This is a genomic window from Hydrogenophaga sp. (assembly GCF_028698005.1).
Lineage (GTDB): Bacteria > Pseudomonadota > Gammaproteobacteria > Burkholderiales > Burkholderiaceae_C > Hydrogenophaga.
The window spans coordinates 1-23,049 of the sequence record NZ_JAQVEJ010000033.1 but is presented as its reverse complement, the minus strand read 5'-3'; the positions used below and the strand labels follow the sequence as shown (position 1 = coordinate 23,049).

The window sequence follows — 23,049 nt, the reverse complement described above, 5'->3', positions numbered from 1 at the left end:
TGCGCGAGTGGGGCACACCGCGCAGCTTCGATTTCGAGGTGCGCGACCATGTGGACATCGGTGAAAAGCTCGGGCTCGATTTCGACACCGGCGTCAAGCTCGCGGGCTCGCGCTTCACCTTCATGCGCGGCCCCATTGCCCGGCTGCACCGCGCGCTGGCGCAGTTCATGCTGGACGTGCAGACACAGGAGCATGGCTACACCGAGTGCTACACCCCCTACATCGTCAACGCCGACACCCTGCGCGGCACGGGTCAGTTGCCCAAGTTCGAAGCCGACCTGTTCGCCGCCAACAAGGGTGGCCAGGAAGGTGCTGACGAGCACCAGGCGCTGTACCTCATCCCGACCAGCGAGGTGACGCTGACCAACACCGTGCGTGACACCGTGCTGGCCGCGGCCGACCTGCCCTTGCGCCTGACCGCCCACACGCCGTGCTTCCGCTCGGAGGCGGGCAGTGCCGGGCGCGACACGCGCGGCATGATCCGCCAGCACCAGTTTGACAAGGTCGAGATGGTGCAGATCGTGCACCCCGAGAAGAGCTACGAGGCGCTGGAGGAAATGACCCGTCACGCCGAGGCCGTCCTGCAAAAGCTCGGGCTGCCCTACCGGGTCATGAGCCTGTGCACCGGCGACATGGGTTTCGGTGCCAGCAAGACCTACGATCTGGAGGTCTGGGTGCCGGCACAGGACACCTACCGCGAGATCAGCTCGGTCTCCAACTGCGAGGCCTTCCAGGCACGTCGCCTGCAGGCGCGCTTCAAGAACGCCCAGGGCAAGAACGAGCTGGTGCACACGCTCAACGGCTCCGGTCTGGCCGTGGGCCGCGCGCTCGTGGCGGTGCTGGAGAACTACCAGAACGCCGACGGCAGCGTGACCGTGCCCGAGGTGCTGCGACCCTACATGGGCGGTGTGGCGGTGCTGATGCCGGCCGCCTGAGCAGTCGGATACCACAGCACCCGATATCGCCCCGGCCGATACCTGTCAGGCATCGAAAAACCGCGCCAGTTCCTGACCCCGCCGCCGACGCAGGCGGACGAGGCCTGAATGCCGTTCAGCCGGATGCACGGCGCAAGGTGCCGGGCGGGACAAGACCGCGGCGCGGAATCGGCGTGGAAAACACGATCGACGTGCGTGTCTCTCCATAGCCGTTGATGGTGGAGATGAACCGTTCCAGATCCGGAAGGCTGCGCGCCACCACGTTGATCACATACAAGTCCGCACCAGCGACATGCTGACATTCGAGAACTTCGGGGGCCTGCCGCAGTTTTTCGATGAGTGTCTTCTTGCCCGGTTGCGCAACGGTGATGCCGATGATGGCGCTGACGGGTGAACCCGAGAGTGCTGGCGCCAGTTCGGTGCCGACCGATCGAACCACGCCGGCTTCCTTCAGGCGCTCGACGGTGGCGGACATCTGCCGGCGGGCACGCTGCGGCGCCATGGTGGCTGATCCTGTCGACAGGAGTGGCCTGGCTGCGCGACCGCTTTGACGAGCGCTGGCAGAAAGCAGTCAACCTGGGCTCGGCGGTGATGCTTGCCACGATAGGGATGTGGCAGCTGGCACGGCTCATCGATCGCGCGTGACGCCAGGCGGCATCCAGCCATCGGGTGGCACGCAAGCCAGGGTATCGGGCTGGTCTGAGACCCGTGGTTCATCCAGGCTGCCCTGGATCGAGAGAGTAGACGCTGCTGCGCCGGTCAACCGGAGGAGTGAGCACGCCTTGATTGCGGCCAAAGCTGCTACCACCTCTTTTGCACTCTGGTCGCTCAGTGCTTGATCCAAAAGCAATTGTTAGCTTTTGGCGGAGAAGGAGGGATTCGAACCCTCGGTACAGTATGAACTGTACGCCGGATTTCGAATCCGGTGCATTCGACCACTCTGCCACCTCTCCGTGTCGAAGCCTGAAATTGTAGCAGGACTTGGGCGCGGTTTTGCCGCTGGTGGCACGGATGCGCGGGGTGCGACAATTCTCCGCCTCAGCCCCGAGGCCAGATCCGTTCATTCATGCTCGTCGATACCCAGCCCGCCACCTACCAGCACGTACCTGCCGCGCCCGAGGTGCGCGACGATTGGGTGGACGCGCAGTTGATCGGCGTGGTCATGGACAACGCCGTGTTCAGCCTGGTGGCAGCGGTCCTGGTGGTGCCCGGCCTGCTTTTTATTATGTGGGGGGAGATCGCCCCGTGGGTGCTGCTGGTGTGGGCCGCCTCCGTACTGGGCGTTCTTGCGGTTCGTTACCGCTTGTTCGGGGTGTACCGCCTGCGCTACGACAGCGTCGGCGGTGGCCGTCGCCAGGCCTTCATGAAGCGCTATGCATGGACCTGGGCGCTGGTCGGTGTGCTGTGGGCCGTGCCAATGGGGCTGGTCTACCTGCAAGCGAGCTTGCAGGTGCAGTTCGTCTGTGGTCTGGTACTGGCGGGTCATGGCCTGCTGTCGTTGACGGCATTTGGTGCCTGGTTCCCGGCTTTTCGCACCTACGTGAACTGCCTGCTGGGCACCGTGATGGCCTTCCAGCTCGGCATACAGACCTGGCTTGGCTGGGGGAACGCCGAGGAGGCACGCCTGACGATGGTGCTGGTCTTTTTGCTGGGGGTGTTCTGGTTCCTGCTGTACGTGGCGGGGCGCAGCCTGCACAGCATCTACCGGTCCAGTTTCGAACTGCAGTTCTCCAACCAGGAGTTGATCGACTCCCTGACCCAGCAGACCCGCGCCGCGCTGCGCGCCGTGGCCACCAAGAACCGGTTCCTGGCCTCGGCGGCCCATGACTTGCGCCAGCCCGTCCACGCGCTCGGTCTGTACGCCGACTGGCTGGCCTCCGAGCCCGAGATGGCGCGCGAGATTTCACCGCGCATCCTGCAGTCCACCCGGGCCATCAACGAGCTGTTCGATTCGCTGTTCGACCTCACCCGCATCGATGCCGGCAACTACAAGGTCCGGTTGCAGGTCGTGGATGTGCAACAACTGCTTGCCGATCTTGCGTTGCAATACGAACCGATGGCGGCCGCCAAGTCGTTGCGCATGCGTTTTCATGTCGGACGACCCAGCACCGTGTGGTCCGATCCGGTGGTGTTGCGGCGGATTCTGGGCAACCTGCTGTCCAATGCCATCAAGCACACGCAGCGCGGCGGCATTTTGCTGGCGCTGCGCTGGCGCAACGACGGCACGAAGGTGTTCGAGGTGTGGGACACCGGCGTGGGTATCGCGCACGAGCACCAGAAGGCCATCTTCCAGGAGTTCTTCCGGGTGTTGCAGCACCAGGGCACCGAAGACAGCCTTGGCCTGGGGCTGACGATCGTGTCCAAGCTGGCCACGCTGATGGGCTACCGGCTTTCGGTCTCTTCACAACCCGGTCGAGGCAGCGTGTTCCGGGTCATGCTGCCGGTTTTCACCCAGAAGGCCGATGGCGAATCAGCAGGCGAGGGTGACAGCAGCCCTGGCAGGCCACCACAGCCGACCCCGCCGATGCCGCCCGAGCCGCAGGCGGCCCCATTGGCCGGCGGCGGAGCCGGGGGTGTTCAGTAGTCCAGCAACCCGGCTGTGCGGGCCAGATGGCTGGCCTGCGAGCGGCTCTTGACGTTGAGGCGGCGGAACAGGCGCCACAGGTGGACCTTGACGGTGTGCTCGCTGATTTGCAACTGCTCGGCGATGTCGCGGTTGGACAGACCGCGGTCGAGCATGACCAGCAACTGCTTCTGCCGCTTGGACAGCTTCTCCGGTACGGTCGGCGCGTTCTCGTCTTCCGGCTCATCGGCGAGAAACTCGCGCAGCACCTTGCCAATCTGGGCGGCACCGGCCGACTTCTCGACGTAGGCGTCGGCGCCGGCTTCGCGTGCCAGGTCCTCGTAGTCGGACGCCGGGGAGGCGGACAGCACGATCAGCGAGGTGTAGGGCAGCATCTGGCGGATTTCGCGCACGCCGGAGACGCCGTTGGTGTCGGGCAACTTCAGGTCCAGGCACACCAGTTCGGGCTCTCCGTGCTCGGCGATGGCCTTGCTCACCGAGGCGAGTTTTTCCAGTTCCACGACCTGGGCCGATGCGCGCAGGCGCCGCAGCAGCATGACGACAGCATCCCGCATCAGGGGGTGATCATCGATGACAAAAATACTCATGGTGTGTGGTCGGAAAGATCGGATCGCATGGACGGCTGTCACCGGCGCATGCCCGGCGATACCTGCAGATGCAGCGCAGCAGGTCTGGTTTGTCCGGTGATTGTCAAATCACCGACGACACTGCATGCGCACCCACATTATTTCAGAAAGGAAACTTTGTAAGAATATTTTATGTGTCAGCCATCAGCAAGGCCAGCGCCTCGCGGAGATCGGCTTCGCTGACCTGAAGGCTCACGGTATCGCCCAGTTCGGCCAGTGCTTCAAGGCCCTGGCTTTGCAACAGGGCAATGTGCCGGGCCGCGTCACGCGGGTTGGCGAAACCGCCGCTTTGCAGCAGCACGGTGCCCCGCGCGTCGGTGAGCTTGAAGTAGAACTGGCCGTCTTTTTCGCGGTATTGCTTGAAGGCAGGCCGTGCGGCCTTGCTGGCCTTGCCCGCCGCCGGCGCGGCGTCGCCAGGCAACTGCAGCGGACGCAGGCCGACGGCGTGGCGCAAACGCCGGGTGAAGGGGGTGGCAATCGCCCGGGCTTTCTCGGCGCCGGCCAGGAGTATGCGCTCGATGCGTTCCGGCTCCTGTATCAGCTCGTCGTACACCGCGCGCATGGGCGCGATCTCATGGTCCAGCCGCTCGAACAGCAAGGCTTTGGCGTCGGCCCAGGCAATGCCGTCGGCGTAGGCGCGGGCCAGGGCGGCGGTCTCTTCGGCTGTGGCAAATGCCTGATAGAGCTGGAACAGTGCCGAACCTTCGGTGTCCTTGGGCTCGCCCGGCGCACGCGAATCGGTCACGATGCCCATGATGAGCTTGCGCAACTGCTCACGGGGTGCGAACAGGGGGATGGTGTTGTCGTAGCTCTTGCTCATCTTGCGCCCGTCCAGGCCGGGCAGGGTCGCCACATGGTCCTCGATGGCGGCCTCGGGGAGCGTGAAGTGCTCGCCGTAGAGGTGGTTGAAGCTGGACGCCATGTCACGCGCCATCTCGATGTGCTGGATCTGGTCACGGCCGACCGGCACCTTGTGCGCGTTGAACATCAGGATGTCGGCCGCCATCAGGACGGGATACATGAACAGGCCCATGCTCACGCCATCGTCGGGATCGGCGCCGGCATCGGTGTTCTTGTCCACCGCGGCCTTGTAGGCGTGGGCGCGGTTGAGCAGGCCCTTGCCGGTCACGCAGGTGAGGAACCAGGTCAGCTCGGGGATTTCGGGAATGTCGGACTGGCGGTACAGGGTGACCTTGTCCGGGTCCAGCCCGCAGGCCAGCCAGGTGGCCGCGATCTCCAGCGTCGAGCGCTGCACGCGCACCGGATCGCCACTGGTCTTGATGAGGGCGTGGTAATCGGCCAGGAAATAGAAATTCTCGGTGTCTGGCAGGCGGCTGGCGCGTACCGTGGGTCGGACCGAGCCCACGTAGTTGCCCAGGTGAGGGGTACCCGAGGTGGTGATACCGGTGAGATAGCGGGTGATGCTCATGTCAGTGTGTCAGAAGGCCGGCGGGTCACCCCAGCAGAAGGGTCAGCGGCGACAGCAGCAGGTTGATGGCGGCGTAACCCAGGGCCATCAGCGGGCGCAGCCAGAGCGAGCCGACGATGCCGGCAATGACCAGGGCCATCACGATGAAAAAACCGTAGGGTTCGATGCGCGAGACGGCATGTGCCTGTTTCCAGGGCAACAGGCCGACGAGGATGCGTCCACCGTCCAGCGGGGGCAGCGGAAACAGGTTGAAGGCCCACATCACGAGGTTGACCAGCACGCCGGCCTTGGCCATCTCCAGGAAGAAGCGCTCGTTGATGCCGGACGCCACCAGCACAAAAAACAGCACAGCCCAGGCGAGGGCCTGAACGAAGTTCGAGGCCGGGCCGGCCAGCGCCACCCAGACCATGTCGCGTTTGGGGTGGCGCAGGTGGCTGAAATTGACCGGTACCGGTTTGGCATAGCCGAACAGGAAGGCCCCCGAGGTGGCGAAATACAGCAGCAGCGGCATCAGGATGGTGCCGACCGGGTCGATGTGCTTGACCGGGTTGAGCGTGACCCGGCCCATCAGGGTCGCCGTGTTGTCGCCGAAATGGCGGGCGGCGTAACCGTGGGCAGCCTCGTGCACGGTGATGGCGAACAGCACCGGTATGGCGTAGACGGCGACGGTCTGGATGATCTGGGCGAAATCCATGGAATAAGCAGCGGGCAAACGCCCATTGTCCCAGATGCGCGCGGCCGGCGCCGGCCGATGCGGTCAGAGCCCCAGTGTCTCGAGTGGGCCAAGGCCCTCGCGCAGCACGACCGGATCGCCACCCGTGCCCATCGGGGTCAGGTCGATCACCGTGGTGGGTTCCATGGGGCAGGCTCCCGCGTCGATGATGCCGTCGAGCAGCTTGTCGAAGCGCTCGCGGATCTCGTCGGCGTCGTTCAGCGGCGTGTCTTCGCCGGGCGGGATCAGGGTGGTGGCCAGCAGCGGGGTGCTGTGCTCCTGCAACAGCAGTCGCAGCACGCGGTGGTCTGGCACGCGCAGCCCGATGGTCTTGCGCGACGGGTGGCTGACGCGGCGCGGCACTTCCTTGCTGGCTTCCAGTATGAAGGTGTAGGGACCGGGGGTGCCGAGCTTGACGAGCCGGTATTGGCGGTTGTCGACCTTGGCGTAGCTGGACAGCTCACTCAGGTCGCGGCACAGCAGCGTCAGGTGGTGCCGGTCGTCGACCTGGCGGATGCGGCGCATCCGGTCGACGGCGGATTTGTCGTCGAGCTGGCACACCAGCGCATAGCTGGAATCGGTGGGCACGGCGAGCACGCCGCCCTTGACCAGCAACTGCGTCGCCTGCTTGAGCAGCCGTATCTGTGGGTCGTCGGGATGAACTTCGAAATGCAGGGCCATGCACGATGGTAGCGCAGGCCGCGCCCTGGCCGGTAGCCAGGTCAATCCGCCCGGGCGCGCAGTTCGGCCCAGATGGGCGTGACGCTGCCGGGCAGATCCGGCAGGCTGCCCAGGTCGCAGCGGCTTTCCTGCGGGCAGTGGAAATCGCTGCCGCGCGAGGCCAGCAGCCCGAACTCCCGGCACATGTCGGCGTACCTGGCCACTTCCGGCACACTGTGTGCGCTGGTGACCACCTCCACGCCCAGACCGCCGTGGGCCTTGAACTCGGAGAACAGCGCGTATTCGCCATTGATGCCCAGGGCATAGCGGGCCGGGTGGGCGATCACCGCCACGCCGCCGGCACCGTTGATCCAGCCCACGGCATCGCCCAGGGAGGCCCACCGGTGGGGCACATAGCCGGGTTTGCCCTCGGCCAGGTACTTGCGGAACACCTCGTGCGTGTCACTGCAGTAGCCGGCCTCCACGATATAGCGCGCAAAGTGGGTGCGGGAGATCAGATCCGGGTTGTCCACGTACTTCATGGCCCCGTCGAAGGCGCCCCGGATGCCTGCACGCTCCAGATCGGCACCCATGTCGCGCGCGCGTTGCTCGCGCCCGGCCCGGGTCCGGCGCAGGCCTTCGATCAGCGGCGGGTGGCGGTGGTCGAAGCCGAGGCCGACGATGTGCACGGTGACGCCGGCGAAGGTGACCGAGATCTCGACGCCGGTGAGGCAGGGCAGACCGATGGCCCGCGCCGACGACAGGGCCTGGTCGAGGCCGCTGATTTCATCGTGGTCGGTCAGGGCCCACAGACCGACACCATTGGCCTGCGCGCGGCGCGCCAGCACCTCGGGTGCCAGCGTACCGTCGGAGAACACGGAATGGCAGTGCAGGTCGGCGTTGAGCAGGTGGTCCACCCTGCCATTGTAGGGAGGGTGGCCTGGCCTCGCTCACCCCGTGTTGCGCAGGCCGGCGGCGATGCCGTTGATCGACAGGTGGATGCCGCGGTGGATTTTCTCGCTGTCGGTGTCGAGCTTGCCCGCGCGGTGGCGCCGCACCAGCTCGACCTGCAGGTGGTGCAGCGGATCGATGTAGGGAAACCGGTGGCGCACCGAGCGTTGCAGCGATGCGTTGTCGGCCAGGCGCTGCTGCTGGCCGGTGATCATGGCCAGCGCATCGGCCGTGCGGTGCCATTCGGCTTCGATGGCGCTGAACACCGTCCGGCGCAGTTTGCGGTCTTCGACCAGTTCGGCGTAGCGCGAGGCCAGGGCCAGGTCGCCCTTGGCCATCACCATGTCCATGTTGGACAGCAGGGTTCTGAAAAACGGCCATTCGCGGAACATCCTGCGCAGCAGCGCCTTGCGCCGGGCCTGCCGCGGACCGCCAGCCTCCAGGAAGGCCTGTACCGCCGAGCCGAAGCCATACCAGCCCGGCAGCGTCAGGCGGCATTGCCCCCAGCTGAAGCCCCAGGGTATGGCGCGCAGGTCCTCGATCTTCTGGCTGGCCTTGCGGCTGGCCGGGCGTGAGCCGATGTTGAGTTCGGCAATCTCGCGGATGGGCGTGGCGGCAAAAAAATAGTCGGCGAAGCGGGGCGTCTCATAGACCAGTGACCGGTACGCGGCCATGCTGGCGGCGGACAACTCGATGGCCGCATCCAGGAAGGCCTGCGGCGCGTTGCGTGTGGGCTGCAGCAGCGTGGCCTCGAGCGTGGCAGCGACCAGGGTTTCGAGGTTGCGCCGGCCGATCTCCGGGTTGGCGTACTTGGCGCCGATCACCTCGCCCTGTTCCGTCAGGCGAATCTGGCCGCGCACGGTGCCCGGCGGCTGCGCCAGGATCGCCTGGTAGCTCGGGCCGCCGCCACGGCCCACAGTGCCGCCGCGGCCGTGGAACATTCTGAGCTGGATGTGCCGGTCGCCCGAAGATCCGGCGTTCAGTTCGTCGAACAGGCTCACCAGTTCGGTCTCGGCGCGGTACAGCTCCCAGTTGCTGGTGAAGATGCCACCGTCCTTGTTGGAGTCGGAGTAGCCGAGCATGATGTCCTGCTCGCCATAGCCGTCGTGCGCGCCGCGCAGCACCATGGCCTTCACGCCGGGCAGGGCGTAGTAGTCGCGCATGATGGGCGCGGCATTGCGCAGGTCCTCGATGGTCTCGAACAGCGGTACGACGATCAGGTCGGCCGTCGCCGGGTTGTCGCTGTCGCCCTCGAGCCGGCCGCGCATCAATCCCACCTCCTTTTGCAGCAACAGCACCTCCAGCAGGTCGCTGACCGTTTCGGTGTGGCTGATGATGGCGTGGCGGATGGCGGCCGGACCGAAGCGCTCGCGCGCCCGGCGCGCGGCCTCGAAAATGGCCAGTTCCCCGACCGTGTGGTCCGAGTAGGGGGCTCCCGGCACGCGCAGCGGCCGCGCGTCGTCGAGTTGGCGCAACAACACCTCGCGTCGGGCCGTTTCGTCCAGCGCGCTGTAGTCGGACTCGATACGGGCCACGGCCAGCAACTCGGCCACCACGGCCTCGTGCTTGTCCGAGCTTTGGCGCAGGTCCACCGTCGCCAGGTGAAAGCCGAACACCTCGACCGCGCGGATCAGCGGACGCAGACGGCCCCGGGTCAGGGCCTCGCCATGGTGGGCGAGCAAGGACGCCTCGATGGTGCGCAGGTCGGCCAGCAACTCCTCCGGCGAGAGATAGGGGTCCTGCGGCGCCACGGCATGGCGGCTGGCTTCACCGCCGGTCAGTTGCTGCAGCGTGGCCGCCAGGCGCGCGTACATGCCGGTCAGGGCGCGCCGGTAGGGTTCGTCCTGGCGGTGGATGTTGCGGTCGGGCGAGCGCTCGGCCAGGGCCAGCATGGCGGGTGTGAACCGGGTGAGGATGGCCGAGACCGACAGCTCGGCCCCGAGCCGGTGCAACTGCGTCAGGTGGTGGCGCAGCACCAGGTCGGCCTGACGGTGCAGCGCCAGCTCCAGGGTCTCCGCCGTCACGTTGGGGTTGCCATCGCGGTCGCCGCCGATCCACTGGCCCATGCGCAGGAACGGAGGCACGCCGGCGGCAGCGGCCTCGCCCAGGCCTTCTTCGAGGTCGCGGTACAGGCGCGGGATCTCGGTCAGGAACGTGGACTTGTAGTAACCCAGCGCGTTCTCGATCTCGTCGGCCACCGTGAGCTTCGTGTAGCGCAGCAACCGTGTCTGCCACAACTGCGTGACGCGGGCGCGGATCTGCCGCTCATTCTCGGCCAGCTCGCGGGGCAGCAGATGCTCGCGCTCGGTCAGCAGGCGCGCAATGTCGCGCTCGGCATCCAGAATGCTCTTGCGCTGCACTTCGGTGGGATGGGCCGTCAGCACCGGCGAGATGTGGGCGCTGGCCAGCGTGCGCACGATGTCGTCCGGCGCGATGCCGGCCTGACGCAGGCGCTGCAGCGTCATGGGCAGGCTGCCGGGTTGCAGCTCACCTGCACGCTCGTGCACGGCACGGCGGCGGATGTAGTGCCGATCTTCGGCCAGATTGGCCAGGTGGCTGAAGTAGGTGAACGCCCGGATCACGCTGACCGTCTGCTGCTCGGTCAGGCTCTTGAGCAGACGTTTGAGCGTCTTGTCGGCCGATTCGTCGGCATCGCGCCGAAAGGCGACGGACAACTGGCGGATCAGCTCGATCAGCTCGAACATGGGCGCCCCCTCCTGCTCCCGGATGACATCGCCCAGGACCCGGCCCAGCAAGCGGATGTCCTCCATCAGGGGGCGTTCCTTGTCGTTGTTGGTGTGGGCGGTGCGGGGCGACTTGGCGGTGCGGGTGGCGGGCTGGCTCATGGGGCTGGTGGGGGCAGGGGGCTGAAGTTGGGCAGGGCGCATGCTAGCATCGGCCGAATCTCAGTGCATTGGGTCGTCCGCGTTGGCAGGCAGTCAGAACAGCGTCCGGACGGCGTGTATTCCATCCAACATCCCGTCGTGAGTTCCTCCTTGCTTTCCCCTTTGTCCATCACCATCGCCACGCGCGAGAGCCGCCTGGCGTTGTGGCAGGCCGAACACGTCAAGGCGCGGCTGGAGCGGCTGGGGCACCAGGTGCGCCTGCTGGGGATGACCACGCGCGGCGACCAGATCCTCGACCGGGCGCTGTCCAAGGTCGGCGGCAAGGGCCTGTTCGTCAAGGAACTGGAGGTCGCCCTGGAAGAAGGGCGGGCCGACATCGCGGTGCACTCCCTCAAGGATGTGCCCATGGAACTGCCGGCCGGGTTCGCGCTGGCCTGCGTGATGGAGCGGGAAGACCCGCGCGACGCCTGGGTATCACCCCAGTGCGCCGGCGTGGCCGATTTGCCGCCCAATGCGGTGGTGGGCACCTCGAGTCTGCGCCGGGTGGTGCTGCTGCAAGAGGCGTTGCGTCGTCTCGGGCGCCATGATGTGCGGATCGAACCCCTGCGCGGCAACCTCGATACGCGCCTGCGCAAGCTCGATGAAGGCCAGTACCAGGCCATCATCCTGGCGGCGGCGGGCCTCAAACGCCTGGGTCTGGCTTCGCGCATTCGTGCCATCTTCGAGCCGGAGGATTCGCTGCCGGCCGCCGGGCAGGGTGCACTGGGTATCGAGATCCGCGCCGGACGGCCGGAGCTGGCGGCTGCGCTGGCACCCCTGGTGCACATGCCGACCTGGTTGTGCGTGGCCGCCGAACGCGAGGTCTCGCGCACCCTGGGAGGGAGTTGCTCGGTGCCGCTGGCCGCCCATGGCCGCTGGCAACCGGGGCAGGTGCTGCGCCTGGAGGCGGCCTGGGGTGAGCCCGAGGCGGCCTCGGCGCTGTTGCACGCCCGGGACGAACGCGCCGTCGCCACCCTCTCCGAGGCCGAGGCGCTGGGCCGCGACGTGGCCGGTCGCCTGATCGCGGCCGGTGCGCGCGTGGCGCCGCCGGCGGTCTGAGGCCTGGGCGGAGCGTGGCCATGGCGCGTCCTGTGCTGCGTCACCTGCTGGTCACCCGGCCAGCGGGAGAGGCCACGGTCTGGGCGCAGCAACTGCAAGCGGCCGGCTGGCCGGCGCGGCCCCTGCCACTGATCGAGATTGGCCAGCCGACCGACCCCGCCGTGCGGAGCGAACTGGTGCGCATGCGTGAGCAGGCGCCGACCTTCGATGCCGTGATGTTCGTCAGCGGCGCGGCGGTCACCGGTTTCTTTGAGGGCATGGCACCGACGGCATGGTCGTCCGCGACGCGGTTCTGGGCGCCCGGGCCGGCCACGGCCCGGCGGCTGGCCCAGGCGCTGGCCGAGCACCGGATCGACGCTGCACGTGTCGACGCTCCGCGCGGCGATGCCGACCAGTTCGATTCCGAGGCGCTATGGTCGGTGGTGCGGATGCAGATCAGGCCCGGCAGCCGCGTGCTGCTGGTGCGCGGTGGCGGTCAGGCCGACACGGCCATCGGATCCGGGCGCGAATGGCTGCTGCGTCAATGCCGCGACGCCGGCGCCCAGGTATCGATCTGCATGGCCTACGAGCGGCGTGCACCCGCGTGGACCGCGGAGCAGATCGACCTCGCCCGCCAGGGCATGGCGCCCGGGGCACTGTGGCTGTTCAGCAGCACGGAGGCCCTGAACAACCTGGCGCAGCTACTGGCCGAGCCGCACTGGCAGCAGGCATCTGCGATCGCCACCCACCCCCGTATTGCCGAGCGCGCCCGTGCAATGGGCTTCGGCCATGTGAGCCATGTTCGGCCGACCTTGCCTGAGGTGCTGGCCGCTCTAGAATCGTCCTGGAGCCATCCATGAACGAGCCACCCGTTTCTCTCCCTGCCTCGCCTGTCGCGCCATCGGAGACGGCATCTCCCGTGCCGGCCCGGGTGGGTTCGCCCCTGTGGGGGTGGGTGGCCGGCGTGGCCTTGCTGGTCGCGGGGGCCTCGCTGGCCGCCTGTGCCATGCTCTGGCAGAAGTTCGGTGCCACCCAGCAGGAATTGGCCCGACGCAGCCAGGATACCCTGGCCAGGAGCATCGAAACCCGGGCACTGGCCGAACGATCCGGCGCACTGGTCGAGTCGTTGCAGGCACGCTTGTCGGTGGCCGAGGTCAGGTTGTCCGAGGTCAGCCTGCAGCGCAGCCAGCTCGAAGAACTGATGCTGTCGGTTTCCCGCTCGCGTGACGACAACCTGGTGCAGGATCTGGAGTCGTCCATCCGGCTGGCGCAACAGCAGACCCAACTGACCGGCAGCCTGCAGCCTTTGCTCTCGGCGCTGCAGGCGGCCGATCAGCGCATTGCGCGCGCAGCACAGCCTCGCCTCAACCCGGTGCAGCGGGCGATTGCCCGCGATGTTGAACGCCTGCAAGGGGCCGCGGTGGTCGATCTGCCATCGATGGCCGCGCGTCTGGACGAGATGTTGCGGCAGGTCGACGACTGGCCGTTGCGCAACCAGCTCGGGCCGAAACCTGTGCCCGCGGAGGCACCTGAGGTGCCGCCGGCACCGCCCGACGCCGGCGCGACCGGGGCCGCCGGCGCCACCGTCGAGGCGGTGGCGGAAAGTTCGGTCACCCCGACCACCGATGCCGTCAGCGATGCCTGGATGCGCGTGCGGCAGGGTTGGGGCCGATTCTGGCAGCGTCTGTGGTCGGATGTCACCCGGCAGGGGCAGGAGCTTGTGCGCATCAGCCACATTGAGCAGCCTGACGCCATGCTGCTGGCGCCCGAGCAGGCCTATTTCCTGCGGGAGAACATCAAGCTCAAGCTGCTGAACGCCCGTCTGGGTCTGCTGGCACGGCAGTCGGCCGTGGTCATTTCCGATCTCAGAACGATCGATGGTGCACTGCAGCGCTATTTCGATGCGTCCATGCCCGATGTCAAGGCCGCTCTGCAAACGGTGCGCGATCTGCGCCAGCAGATCAACACGCTCGACGTGCCGCGCCCGGATGAAAGTCTGGCCGCGCTCGCCGTGGCAGCGGAGGGGCGCTGATCATGAGACGCCCGCAGCAGCAAGGAGCCATGCGTGGTGTCATCTGGTTGCTGGCCATGGCCGCGATGGCCATGGCCCTGGCGCTGTTGATGGGCGACAACCATGCGATCGTGAGCCTGTTCTGGCCGCCGTATCGCCTGGACGCTTCGTTCAACCTGGTTCTGGCGGTTCTTCTGCTGTCTTTTGTGGTGTTCTATGTCGGGTTGCGTGGTATCGCCAGACTGCGCGAACTGCCTGGGCGCGCCCGCGAGTGGCGCAGCCGGCAACTGACCCGCTCGGCGATCTCCGCGTTGATGGATGCGCTGTCGTTCCAGTTGGCGGGGCGCTTCGTGCGGGCGCATGCGTCGGCCAAGCAGGCCCTGCAGCACATGGACGACCTGCAGGAGCCCTCGGCGGGTATCCGGATCGAACAGATGCGCCTGCTGGCGAATCTGCTGGCCGCCGAGAGCGCGCAGGCCTTGCAGAACCGGACATCCCGCGATGACTATCTGGGCGCCGCCCTGCAGCCGGCGCTGGCGAAGTCCGCCGCCGATGCGCATGAGGGTGCGTTGTTGCGGGCGGTGCGCTGGGCCGTGGAAGACCGCAACATCGCCGTCGCGCGAGCGCGCCTGGCAGAGCTCCCGCATGGGGCGGGCCGACGCATCCAGGCCCTGCGCCTGCGCCTGCGAGTGGCACAGCTGGACAGCGCCGTGACGGAAGCCCTGGAGGTGGCGCGGCTGCTGAACAAGCACCGGGCGTTTTCTCCCGAAGCCGGGCGCAGCCTGTTGCGGGGGCTGGCTCTGGACGCGCTGCGCCAGGCACACGACCTGGCCCAGTTGCAGGCGGTGTGGGGAAAACTGGCCCCATCCGAGAAAACCATGCCAGAACTGGCGCTGGCTGCCGCAGAACAGGCCAACGCACTGATGGCCCGGCCACCGGATGTCACGGAAGAAGACCGCCTGGCGAGCGGGCGGCAGGTGCTGGCCTGGCTGGAGCCCATCTGGCCGCAGGTCGGCTCACTCGACGCCGCGGAACAAAGGCGCCTGGTGCTGGTGATCGAGCCGGCGCTGGCCGATCTGGACAGCACCTGGCTGTCCCGGATCGAGCGCCTGCAGCAGGAGCAGCCGGGCAATCCCTGCTGGCAGTACCTGGTCGGCCAGGCCTGCATGCACCGCCGCCTGTGGGGCAAGGCGGCCATGCAGCTCGGTCAGGCCAGACACGGCCTGAAGGACCCGATCCTGCGACGGCGGACCTGGTGTGCACTGGCACGTTTGGCCGAGCAGCGGGGTGATGCCGAGGCGGCCCTGGCCGCCTGGCAGACGGCGGCACAGGTCGAGTAGGGTTCGTTCTCTCTTCTTCTCTGCCTGGCGCCCCTGGCCATGTGGGCAACGGCGCCAGGTCAGTCCCACGTCACCGGTTCAATGAGAAATGGGGGCCGCGGCTACCACCCCGGCCATCGAGACAGGCAGGGCCGTGAGGGCGTGGCGATAACACGGTGGTGCTTCCGGCCGGGCATCGGCCCGGCATGTCCGGGCTGCGTGACCGGGGCCCCCTCCCGCCCCGGCAGGGGAAGGAGAGGGGCGGTGCCATTACTCGAAGGGCAAGGCGGTGTCGCGCAAATCCCGCCTGGTCTCCACCAGCACCAGCGGACCTTCGTCCGGCAGGACCACCGTCCGGGGCTCACGTGGCACGTGAACGGGCCGGGGTTCGGCGGCGATGGCGGCTTGTACCTGTGCCACCTTGACCGGGTCGGAATTCACCCACTCGAGCCCGCTGGCCTGTGCGACCTGGTTCAGATCGTCCAGGGGCAGCTCGAAGGGTTGAACGCGTGGCAGACCCTGCGGCTGTGGCGCGGCCGGCACGGCCGCCACCACGGTGGCGGTCGCTGCAGGGGCTGCTGCTTCGATGACCGTGGTGACGACCGCGGCGGCCGGCGTTGCCGGCGCTTCGGCCACGGGTGCCGCTGCGGTGTCGGCCGGCGCGGGCATGGTGAAGTAGCTGCTGCGCTGCGGCGTGGCAGCCGGCGCTTCGGCCACGGTACCGCCGGCACCCTCGATGGCTGTTTCGGTGGGTACTTCGGTGGCTGCTTCGGTCTCGCTACCTGCCGCCGCTTCGCGGTTGCGTTCGCGGCGGTCGCGGCCATAGCGGTCGCGGCTGCGCCGTTCGCGCGGCGGGCGCTGGGTGTCGCCACCCTCGCCCTGGTTGCCGTTCGGCGCGGTCACGTCGTCGTTGCCGACGGTTGCCGCCGCGTTGCCTTCCACCTCGACGGCCGGTGCAGCGGGGCGCTCGGCCTGCTGCGGGGGAGCGGCATCGCCCGACTGGCGCCGGGGGCGCTCACCGCGCTGGCGACGTTCGCCCCGTTCCCCGCGCTCGCGACGCGGTGCCTGTTCGGCGCTGTCTGGTGCGGGGACGGCTGCGCTGGTGCTGCCAGTGCCCAGCGCTTCCTCGCCCTGAAGGGTGGCCACGGGCTGCGCACCCGCGTCACGGCGCCCACCACGGTTGCCTCGTCCTTCGCCGCCGCGCTGATCACCCCGGGCCTCGCCGCGCACGTCCTGGCGGCGCTCGCCGCGCGCCTGGCCATCACGGCCTTGGCCGCCACCATCACGCTGACGGCGCGCTTCGTTGTTGCCGTTCTGGCCGCCGCGGCCACGGCCACCGTCGCGGCGCCTGTCGCCGCCCTTGCCATCGCGGCTGTCGGCCTTGGCTGCCTCGGTGGCGGCAGGCGCTGGTGCCGGGGCCGGTGCGGGCGTGTTCAGGCCGAACAGTCCCTTGAGCCAGCCGAAGAAGCCGGTTTCGGCGGGGGTTGCCAAGGGTGCCGGAGGGGCCACGGGTGCTGCTGTCGGCGCCTTGTCTTCCGGCTTCGGCGCGGCCACGGGCGCCGGGCCGTCGAACACCACGCCCTTGATCACGGGCTCCTGCTTGTTGGTGCGCTCCTGGCTGCGGCGCGTGAAGCTGGCGACATCGTCCACTTCTTCGGCGAGCTTGTAGCTCGAGTCCAGGCTGTCCAGGCGTGGATCGTCGTGCTTGAGGCGTTCGAGCTTGTAGTTGGGCGTATCCAGCGACTTGTTCGGCACCAGCAGCACATTGATGCGCTGCTTGAGCTCGATCTTGGTGATTTCGGTCCGCTTTTCGTTGAGCAGGAAACTGGCGACCTCCACCGGTACCTGCACCAGCACGGCGGCCGTGCTGTCCTTGAGCGACTCCTCCTGGATGACGCGCAGGATCTGCAGCGCCGAGCTTTCCGTGTCGCGGATATGGCCGGAGCCACCGCAGCGCGGGCAGGGAATGGAGGCGCCCTCGCTGAGCATGGGTTTGAGGCGCTGGCGGCTCATTTCCAGCAGGCCGAACTTGCTGATCGAGCCGAATTGCACGCGGGCGCGATCCTGGCGCAGCGCATCGCGCAGCCGGTTTTCGACCTCGCGGCGGTTCTTCGACTCGTCCATGTCGATGAAGTCGATCACCACCAGGCCGCCCAGGTCGCGCAGGCGGGCCTGGCGGGCGACCTCGTCGGCGGCCTCCAGGTTGGTGCGCAGTGCGGTTTCCTCGATGTCGCCGCCCTTGATGGCACGCGCCGAGTTCACGTCCACCGCCACCAGCGCCTCGGTCTGGTCGATCACGATGGCGCCACCGCTGGGCAGATTGACGATGCGGCTGTAGGCGGTCTCGATCTGGTGCTCGATCTGGAAACGGCTGAACAGCGGAGCGTCATCGCGGTAGCGCTTGACGCGGTGCTTCTGCTCCGGCATCACATGGCTCATGAACTGGTGAGCCTGCTCGTAGATGTCATCGGTATCGATCAGGATCTCGCCGATGTCGCTGTTGAAGTAGTCGCGGATGGCGCGGATCACCAGGCTCGATTCCTGGTAGATCAGGAAGGCACCCTTGCCCGACTGCGCCGCGCCGTCAATGGCCGTCCACAGCTTGAGCAGGTAGTTCAGGTCCCACTGCAGCTCGGCGGCATCACGGCCGATGCCGGCCGTGCGGGCGATGATGCTCATGCCATTGGGGTACTCGAGCTGATCCAGGGCTGCCTTGAGTTCGGCACGGTCCTCGCCCTCGATGCGGCGGCTGACACCACCGCCGCGCGGGTTGTTGGGCATCAGGACGACGTAGCGGCCGGCGAGGCTGATGAAGGTGGTCAGGGCGGCCCCCTTGTTGCCGCGTTCTTCCTTTTCGACCTGGACCAGCAGTTCCTGGCCCTCTTTGATCACATCGTTGATGCGGGCCTGCGAGGGCGAGACATTGCCCTGGAAATACTGCTTGGAGATTTCCTTGAACGGCAGGAAACCGTGGCGGTCCTCGCCGTAGTCGACGAAACAGGCTTCCAGGCTGGGCTCGACGCGCGTGACGACGGCCTTGTAGATGTTGCCCTTGCGCTGTTCGCGTCCTTCGATTTCGATCTCGTAGTCGAGCAGTTTCTGCCCGTCCACGATGGCCAGGCGGCGTTCTTCGGCCTGCGTGGCGTTGATGAGCATGCGCTTCATGGCGGCATTTCCTTCGTATTGGCGTTGCGTGTATGCCCGGACACGTCCGGGCGCGAGGCCAGAGTCCGCAGGGCGACGCAAACGAGGAAGGAATTGCCGGAGAGCTTCTGAGGCTGTCGGCAGGCTTCGCTGGCACGCGAGGAGCCTGCCAACGCCGCTTCAGGGCGTAGGCGCATGGAGTCGGTGGCTCAAGGAAACCGGGCGATCTGTCTCGGACATGAGCGCGCTGCTGGCTTCATTGAAGTCGCTTCATCCTCGACCAGCCACCGGCGCACATGCACATCCAAGAGCGCGCCGGCAGGCTGACCGATCAGGGTATTCCGTATCGGGTCTGCTGTCATCTCACGGGCTCCCCGTTTCGGGGTGGCCTGGTCATCGCAGCGACGCGCCCGTGAACAACGAGGGGGCGGGCCGGCGGCACCAGGCGACAGGCGAAATGGGTGGCCAGATGCCCTGTCCGTTGCGAGCGGTGGATCGGATCACCGGGGTTTCCACGGAGGGTCGATGCAAATTCAAGCAGATCAACCACTTACGACTTCGGGCGGGCAAAGGGCATTATAGTGCGAGGCCCGTGCCGTGGAATCGGCATCAGCCACAGGTTTACCCTTGAACGCCAGACCCACTCCATCGACCGGGCGACCGGCCGTACAGCACCTGATTGTCGATGAGGCATCGGCAGGCCAGCGCCTGGACAATTACCTGATCCGGGTGCTCAAAGGCGTGCCCAAGACCCATCTCTATCGCATCATCCGCTCGGGGGAAGTGCGGCGCAACAAAGGACGTGTGGCGGCCGATGACCGTGTCCAGGCGGGCGATGTCCTGCGGATTCCCCCCGTCCGGGTTGCCGAGCGGCCCGCACAGAACCTGTCCGTGGCACCAGCCCGCCAGTTTCCTGTTGTCCATGAAGACGATGCTTTTTTGGCCATCGACAAACCAGCGGGGGTGGCGGTGCATGGCGGCAGTGGTGTCAGCTCGGGCGTCATCGAGCAATTGCGCCAGGCCCGCCCCCAGGCCAAATTCCTCGAATTGGTGCACCGACTGGATCGGGAAACCAGTGGCCTGCTGCTGATTGCCAAAAAGCGCAGCGCGTTGAAGGCCTTGCAGGAACAATTCCGGGAGCGGGAAACCGGGAAAACCTATCTGACCCTGGTCAAGGGGACCTGGCCTGCGCGGTTGAAGGTGCTGGACCAACCCCTGCACAAATACCTGCTGCCCGATGGTGAGCGCCGCGTCAAGGTGGTCGCCGCGGACCATCCGGATGGCATGCGCGCGGTTTCCCTGGTGCGTGTGGTGCGGACGGTGCCGGCACCTGCGGGTCTGCCTGCCGGCCTGGCCGACACCTTCACGCTGCTGGCCGTCACCATCAAGACCGGGCGGACCCACCAGATCCGGGTCCACCTCGCGAATGCCGGCCACCCCATTGTGGGTGATGACAAATACGGTGATTTCGAACTCAATCGCCAGATGGCGCGACTGGGGCTCAAGCGCATGTTTCTGCACGCCTGGCGTTTGCGGATTGCGCACCCGATCACGGGTGATTCCATGGAGTTACATTCTGAATTGCCTCCGGAGCTGGCCAGCCATTGCGCAGGAGATGTTTCAGATTAAAATAACGACCTATCAGGGGTGTCAGCCCATGATGTCAATCAACATTGGCAATCAATCGTATCTCCAAGATTAAGTTAAAAGGAAACACAATGGCAACTTATTCCGAACTGATGGCGCAGGCGCAGGCGTTGATGGCACAGGCCGAACAGGCCCGGAAGGCCGAATTGGCTGCCGTGATTGCCGATATCAAGGCCAAGATGAAGGAATACGGCATTACCGTGGCCGATCTGGGCAGCGCCGGAGCGGTCAGCCGCAAGGCGGGCAAGAGCAGCAAGTCGGCAGCGCCGGCCAAGTACCGTGGCCCCCAGGGTGAGCTGTGGGCCGGCGGTCCGGGCCGCAAGCCCGAGTGGGTGCGTGCCGTGCTCGCGGCCGGCAAGAGCATCGAGGACTACCGCATCTGATGCAGGCGGCCCCGGTGGCCGCCGTCCTTTTGAAAAGGCGCCCTGTGGCGCCTTTTCTGCTGTCGGGCCCCCGACGCCGGCAGCAGAGATAATGACCGCTGGATGTTTTTCCCCGCTATGCGACCCCGCGCTTTCGATCTCATTGCCTTTGACTGGGATGGCACCCTGTTCGATTCCACCGCCATCATCGTCCGATCCATCCAGGCGGCGGTGGCCGATGTGGGGGGGACGGTGCCGGATGACGGTGTGGCCAGCTACGTGATCGGCATGGGGCTGATGCAGGCGCTGGCGCATGCGGCACCCGATGTGCCGCCGGAGCGCTACGCCTTGCTGGGCGAGCGCTACCGGCATCATTACCTGGCACGCCAGCACGACATCAGTCTGTTCCCGGGTGTGCTGCCCATGTTGCACATGCTGCGCGAGCGCCACCACTGGCTGACGGTGGCCACCGGCAAGAGCCGCCGGGGCTTGGACGAGGCCCTGCGCAGCACGGAGCTGCAGGGCGTGTTCGATGCCTCCCGCACGGCCGATGAAACCGCCGGCAAGCCCAGCCCCCTGATGCTCAACGAACTGATGCGTGAATTCGGGGTCGAGCCGGAGCGCGTGCTCATGATCGGCGACACCACGCACGACCTGCAAATGGCCGTCAATGCGGGCTGCGCCAGCGTGGGCGTGAGTTACGGCGCCCATCAGCCCGATGGGTTCGCCGCCCTGTCGCCGCGCCATGTGGCGCACTCCGTGGCCGATTTGCACGCCTGGCTGGAGGCATATGCCTGATCGGTTGGTGCCGGCACAGGCAGGGGGCGATGAGGGGGAGGGCCAGTGGCTCCCCCTGTGCAACAGCCGCGATCTGGTCGATGGTGGCTTGGCGGCCTCCTTTGATGTTGTCTACGGTGGTCAGACGTGCCGGGCCTTCGCGGTCCGCCACGATGGACAGGTGCACGCCTACCTCAACCGCTGTACCCATGTGGCCATGGAGATGGACTGGCAACCCGACCGTTTCTTCGACGAATCGGGCCGCTGGCTGCTGTGCGCCACCCACGGTGCCCACTACGACCCGGCCACCGGTGCCTGCCGTGGCGGCCCCTGCAAGGGCCCGCTGGTGAAGATCGGCACCGCCGAATTCGACGGTGTCGTTCACTGGCGGTCACAATATCTGATCAAACCCGCGCTTTTCTGAGCCGACAATACCCCGCCATGACCGACGATACCCCCGGCGCCGAGCCGCGCCCCGATGCTCCATCTGCGACGGCCGCGCGCGATACCACCTGGGAGCGTGTCACGATCGAAAAACTCCTGCTGGCCAACCTGAACGAGCAGCGTGCCGCCCGGCGCTGGCGCTGGTTCGGGCGCCTGCTCTGGCTGCTCCTGCTGGGCGCGGGTGCATGGCTGCTGATGCGCTCGGGTCCGGTCGGCACGCAGTCGTCGTCGCCGCACACGGCCGTGGTCGAGATCAAGGGCGAGATCGCATCGGGCTCCGAGGCCGGTGCCGACAAGGTGGTGCCAGCCATCCGTCAGGCCCTGGAGGATTCAGGCGCGCAGGCGCTGGTGCTGCTGATCAACTCGCCGGGCGGCAGCCCGGTGCAGGCGGGCATCATCAACGACGAGATTCACCGGCTCAAGGCGCTGCACGGCAAGAAGATCTATGCCGTGGTCGAGGAAACCTGCGCGTCGGCCGCCTATTACATCGCATCGGCGGCGGACAGCATCTACGTCGACAAGGCCAGCCTCGTGGGCAGTATCGGGGTCCTGATGGATGGTTTTGGCTTCACGGGGCTGATGGACAAACTGGGCATCGAACGCCGCCTGATGACGGCCGGCGAGAACAAGGCCCTGCTTGATCCGTTCAGCCCGCAGGATGAAGGCCAGAAAGCGTACATCCGTTCAATGTTGGCGGAAATCCACCAGCAGTTCATCGCCGTGGTGCGCAAGGGTCGTGGCGAACGGCTGGAGGAAACGCCGGACATTTTTTCGGGTCTGGTCTGGAGCGGCCAGCAGGCCGTGGCCCTGGGCTTGGCCGACGGGCTGGGCAATCTCGACTACGTCGCGCGCGAGGTGGTCAGGGCGGAGGACATCGTCGACTACACCCAGCGCGAGCCCGTGGGCCTGCGCCTGGCGCGGCAGTTCGGCGTGAGCATCGGCCGCGGCATCTGGCAGGCGGCGTCGGCCGCCGGCATGCCGCTGCGCTGACACCCCGACCATCGTGCCGGGCATTGTGTTGATCGTGTTGGAACACCATCTGTAGGGAGTCTCTCTTGATAACGAAAGCTGTTTTCCCCGTTGGCGGGCTGGGTACTCGCTTCTTGCCCGCAACCAAGGCCATTCCCAAGGAAATGCTGCCCGTGGTGGACAAACCCTTGATCCAGTACGCGGTCGAGGAGGCCTACGAGGCCGGCATCCGTCAGATGATCTTCATCACGGGGCGTCACAAGCGCGCCATTGGTGACCACTTCGACGCGGCCTTCGAGCTGGAGTACGAGCTCGAGCGTGGCCACAAGAACGATCTGCTGAAGCTGGTCCATGACATCAAGCCCGACGACATGGATTGCATCTATATCCGCCAGCCTCGGCCGCTTGGGCTGGGTCATGCGGTGCTGTGCGCCGAAAAGGTGGTGGGCAACGAGCCGTTTGCCGTCCTGCTGGCCGATGACCTGATGGTGGGGCCGCCTGGCGGCGCATCGGTGCTCAAACAAATGGTGCAGGCGTATGAACAGTCGCCTGGCAC

General features: G+C 66.8%; 20 protein-coding genes and 1 tRNA gene. 12 read left to right on the top strand and 9 right to left on the bottom strand.

What is annotated here, in order from left to right; genetic code table 11:
- A partial coding sequence (gene serS, locus PHQ87_RS05580) for a serine--tRNA ligase (protein WP_300231952.1) occupies window positions 1-935 on the top strand: 935 nt, incomplete at its 5' end.
- Window positions 936-1,050: 115 nt separating this feature from the next.
- Here the strand turns inward: serS and PHQ87_RS05575 are convergent.
- Window positions 1,051-1,437 (bottom strand): Lrp/AsnC ligand binding domain-containing protein, encoded by a 387-nt coding sequence (locus PHQ87_RS05575; protein WP_300231950.1) that lies wholly within the window; start codon window positions 1,435-1,437, stop codon window positions 1,051-1,053.
- A 359-nt stretch (window positions 1,438-1,796) separates the two neighbouring features.
- Window positions 1,797-1,888: transfer RNA gene (locus tag PHQ87_RS05570), tRNA-Ser, on the bottom strand.
- A 113-nt stretch (window positions 1,889-2,001) separates the two neighbouring features.
- On the opposite strand from PHQ87_RS05570, the gene PHQ87_RS05565 reads away from it, so the two are divergent.
- Window positions 2,002-3,519, top strand: coding sequence for a HAMP domain-containing sensor histidine kinase (locus tag PHQ87_RS05565; RefSeq protein WP_300231949.1), 1,518 nt, complete (start codon window positions 2,002-2,004; stop codon window positions 3,517-3,519).
- On the opposite strand, the gene PHQ87_RS05560 is transcribed toward PHQ87_RS05565, so the two are convergent.
- From PHQ87_RS05560 to ppc, 6 genes are all read right to left on the bottom strand, one after another.
- Entirely contained in the window at window positions 3,513-4,106 is a 594-nt protein-coding gene (locus PHQ87_RS05560) for a response regulator transcription factor (protein ID WP_300231948.1), read from the bottom strand. The genes PHQ87_RS05565 and PHQ87_RS05560 overlap by 7 nt on opposite strands.
- Window positions 4,107-4,275: 169 nt before the next feature.
- The gene (locus tag PHQ87_RS05555; RefSeq protein ID WP_300231947.1) at window positions 4,276-5,574 is read right to left on the bottom strand and encodes a tryptophan--tRNA ligase; all 1,299 of its coding nucleotides are present in this window, start codon (window positions 5,572-5,574) and stop codon (window positions 4,276-4,278) included.
- A gap of 25 nt (window positions 5,575-5,599) precedes the next feature.
- Window positions 5,600-6,268, bottom strand: coding sequence for a site-2 protease family protein (locus tag PHQ87_RS05550; RefSeq protein WP_300231946.1), 669 nt, complete (start codon window positions 6,266-6,268; stop codon window positions 5,600-5,602).
- 63 nt (window positions 6,269-6,331) lie between these two features.
- Window positions 6,332-6,967: an L-threonylcarbamoyladenylate synthase gene (locus PHQ87_RS05545; protein WP_300231945.1), complete on the bottom strand. Its 636-nt coding sequence runs from the start codon at window positions 6,965-6,967 to the stop codon at window positions 6,332-6,334.
- A gap of 41 nt (window positions 6,968-7,008) precedes the next feature.
- Window positions 7,009-7,863, bottom strand: coding sequence for a 3',5'-nucleoside bisphosphate phosphatase (locus PHQ87_RS05540; protein ID WP_300231943.1), 855 nt, complete (start codon window positions 7,861-7,863; stop codon window positions 7,009-7,011).
- A gap of 33 nt (window positions 7,864-7,896) precedes the next feature.
- Window positions 7,897-10,743 carry a phosphoenolpyruvate carboxylase gene (gene ppc / locus PHQ87_RS05535; RefSeq protein ID WP_300231942.1) on the bottom strand — a complete coding sequence of 949 codons (2,847 nt, stop codon included), beginning with the start codon at window positions 10,741-10,743 and terminating at the stop codon, window positions 7,897-7,899.
- A gap of 138 nt (window positions 10,744-10,881) precedes the next feature.
- Here ppc and hemC point away from each other — a divergent pair, with 138 nt between their 5' ends.
- The 4 genes from hemC to PHQ87_RS05515 are packed head-to-tail and all read left to right on the top strand — an operon-like array spanning window position 10,882 to window position 15,171.
- A complete protein-coding gene (gene hemC, locus PHQ87_RS05530; RefSeq protein ID WP_300231940.1) occupies window positions 10,882-11,841 on the top strand; it encodes a hydroxymethylbilane synthase in 960 nt (319 codons plus the stop codon).
- A 20-nt stretch (window positions 11,842-11,861) separates the two neighbouring features.
- Complete coding sequence (locus tag PHQ87_RS05525) at window positions 11,862-12,680, top strand: uroporphyrinogen-III synthase (RefSeq protein ID WP_300231939.1); 819 nt, start codon at window positions 11,862-11,864, stop codon at window positions 12,678-12,680.
- Window positions 12,677-13,852: a uroporphyrinogen-III C-methyltransferase gene (locus PHQ87_RS05520; protein ID WP_300231938.1), complete on the top strand. Its 1,176-nt coding sequence runs from the start codon at window positions 12,677-12,679 to the stop codon at window positions 13,850-13,852. The genes PHQ87_RS05525 and PHQ87_RS05520 overlap by 4 nt, the downstream gene beginning before the upstream one ends.
- A 2-nt stretch (window positions 13,853-13,854) precedes the next feature.
- Complete coding sequence (locus tag PHQ87_RS05515; RefSeq protein ID WP_300231936.1) at window positions 13,855-15,171, top strand: heme biosynthesis HemY N-terminal domain-containing protein; 1,317 nt, start codon at window positions 13,855-13,857, stop codon at window positions 15,169-15,171.
- Between the two features lie 249 nt (window positions 15,172-15,420).
- Here PHQ87_RS05515 and PHQ87_RS05510 read toward each other — a convergent pair whose 3' ends face one another.
- A complete protein-coding gene (locus PHQ87_RS05510) occupies window positions 15,421-18,315 on the bottom strand; it encodes an Rne/Rng family ribonuclease (protein WP_300231934.1) in 2,895 nt (964 codons plus the stop codon).
- A 606-nt stretch (window positions 18,316-18,921) separates the two neighbouring features.
- Between PHQ87_RS05510 and PHQ87_RS05505 the strand changes: the two genes are divergently transcribed.
- From PHQ87_RS05505 to PHQ87_RS05480, 6 genes are all read left to right on the top strand, one after another.
- Window positions 18,922-19,923 (top strand): RluA family pseudouridine synthase, encoded by a 1,002-nt coding sequence (locus tag PHQ87_RS05505; RefSeq protein WP_300231933.1) that lies wholly within the window; start codon window positions 18,922-18,924, stop codon window positions 19,921-19,923.
- A gap of 89 nt (window positions 19,924-20,012) precedes the next feature.
- A complete protein-coding gene (locus PHQ87_RS05500) occupies window positions 20,013-20,324 on the top strand; it encodes an H-NS histone family protein (RefSeq protein WP_300231931.1) in 312 nt (103 codons plus the stop codon).
- Between the two features lie 117 nt (window positions 20,325-20,441).
- A complete protein-coding gene (locus tag PHQ87_RS05495; RefSeq protein WP_300231930.1) occupies window positions 20,442-21,101 on the top strand; it encodes an HAD-IA family hydrolase in 660 nt (219 codons plus the stop codon).
- A complete protein-coding gene (locus PHQ87_RS05490) occupies window positions 21,094-21,504 on the top strand; it encodes a Rieske 2Fe-2S domain-containing protein (protein WP_300231928.1) in 411 nt (136 codons plus the stop codon). Before PHQ87_RS05495 ends, PHQ87_RS05490 begins: the two co-directional genes overlap by 8 nt.
- A 17-nt stretch (window positions 21,505-21,521) precedes the next feature.
- Window positions 21,522-22,514: a S49 family peptidase gene (locus PHQ87_RS05485; protein WP_300231927.1), complete on the top strand. Its 993-nt coding sequence runs from the start codon at window positions 21,522-21,524 to the stop codon at window positions 22,512-22,514.
- Window positions 22,515-22,627: 113 nt separating this feature from the next.
- Window positions 22,628-23,049: sugar phosphate nucleotidyltransferase (locus PHQ87_RS05480; RefSeq protein WP_300231926.1), on the top strand; the 422-nt coding region annotated here is incomplete at its 3' end.

What these genes read in the sequence shown, in the direction of transcription:
- PHQ87_RS05575 (WP_300231950.1), bottom strand. Translation starts at nt 1,437, where the DNA reads ATGGCGCCGCAGCGTGCCCGCCGGCAGATGTCCGCCACCGTCGAGCGC.
- PHQ87_RS05555 (WP_300231947.1), bottom strand. Translation starts at nt 5,574, where the DNA reads ATGAGCATCACCCGCTATCTCACCGGTATCACCACCTCGGGTACCCCT.
- PHQ87_RS05500 (WP_300231931.1), top strand. Translation starts at nt 20,013, where the DNA reads ATGGCAACTTATTCCGAACTGATGGCGCAGGCGCAGGCGTTGATGGCA.
- PHQ87_RS05565 (WP_300231949.1), top strand. Translation starts at nt 2,002, where the DNA reads ATGCTCGTCGATACCCAGCCCGCCACCTACCAGCACGTACCTGCCGCG.
- PHQ87_RS05485 (WP_300231927.1), top strand. Translation starts at nt 21,522, where the DNA reads ATGACCGACGATACCCCCGGCGCCGAGCCGCGCCCCGATGCTCCATCT.
- PHQ87_RS05510 (WP_300231934.1), bottom strand. Translation starts at nt 18,315, where the DNA reads ATGAAGCGCATGCTCATCAACGCCACGCAGGCCGAAGAACGCCGCCTG.
- PHQ87_RS05490 (WP_300231928.1), top strand. Translation starts at nt 21,094, where the DNA reads ATGCCTGATCGGTTGGTGCCGGCACAGGCAGGGGGCGATGAGGGGGAG.
- PHQ87_RS05525 (WP_300231939.1), top strand. Translation starts at nt 11,862, where the DNA reads ATGGCGCGTCCTGTGCTGCGTCACCTGCTGGTCACCCGGCCAGCGGGA.
- PHQ87_RS05560 (WP_300231948.1), bottom strand. Translation starts at nt 4,106, where the DNA reads ATGAGTATTTTTGTCATCGATGATCACCCCCTGATGCGGGATGCTGTC.
- ppc (WP_300231942.1), bottom strand. Translation starts at nt 10,743, where the DNA reads ATGAGCCAGCCCGCCACCCGCACCGCCAAGTCGCCCCGCACCGCCCAC.
- PHQ87_RS05520 (WP_300231938.1), top strand. Translation starts at nt 12,677, where the DNA reads ATGAACGAGCCACCCGTTTCTCTCCCTGCCTCGCCTGTCGCGCCATCG.
- PHQ87_RS05550 (WP_300231946.1), bottom strand. Translation starts at nt 6,268, where the DNA reads ATGGATTTCGCCCAGATCATCCAGACCGTCGCCGTCTACGCCATACCG.
- PHQ87_RS05495 (WP_300231930.1), top strand. Translation starts at nt 20,442, where the DNA reads ATGCGACCCCGCGCTTTCGATCTCATTGCCTTTGACTGGGATGGCACC.
- PHQ87_RS05515 (WP_300231936.1), top strand. Translation starts at nt 13,855, where the DNA reads ATGAGACGCCCGCAGCAGCAAGGAGCCATGCGTGGTGTCATCTGGTTG.
- PHQ87_RS05545 (WP_300231945.1), bottom strand. Translation starts at nt 6,967, where the DNA reads ATGGCCCTGCATTTCGAAGTTCATCCCGACGACCCACAGATACGGCTG.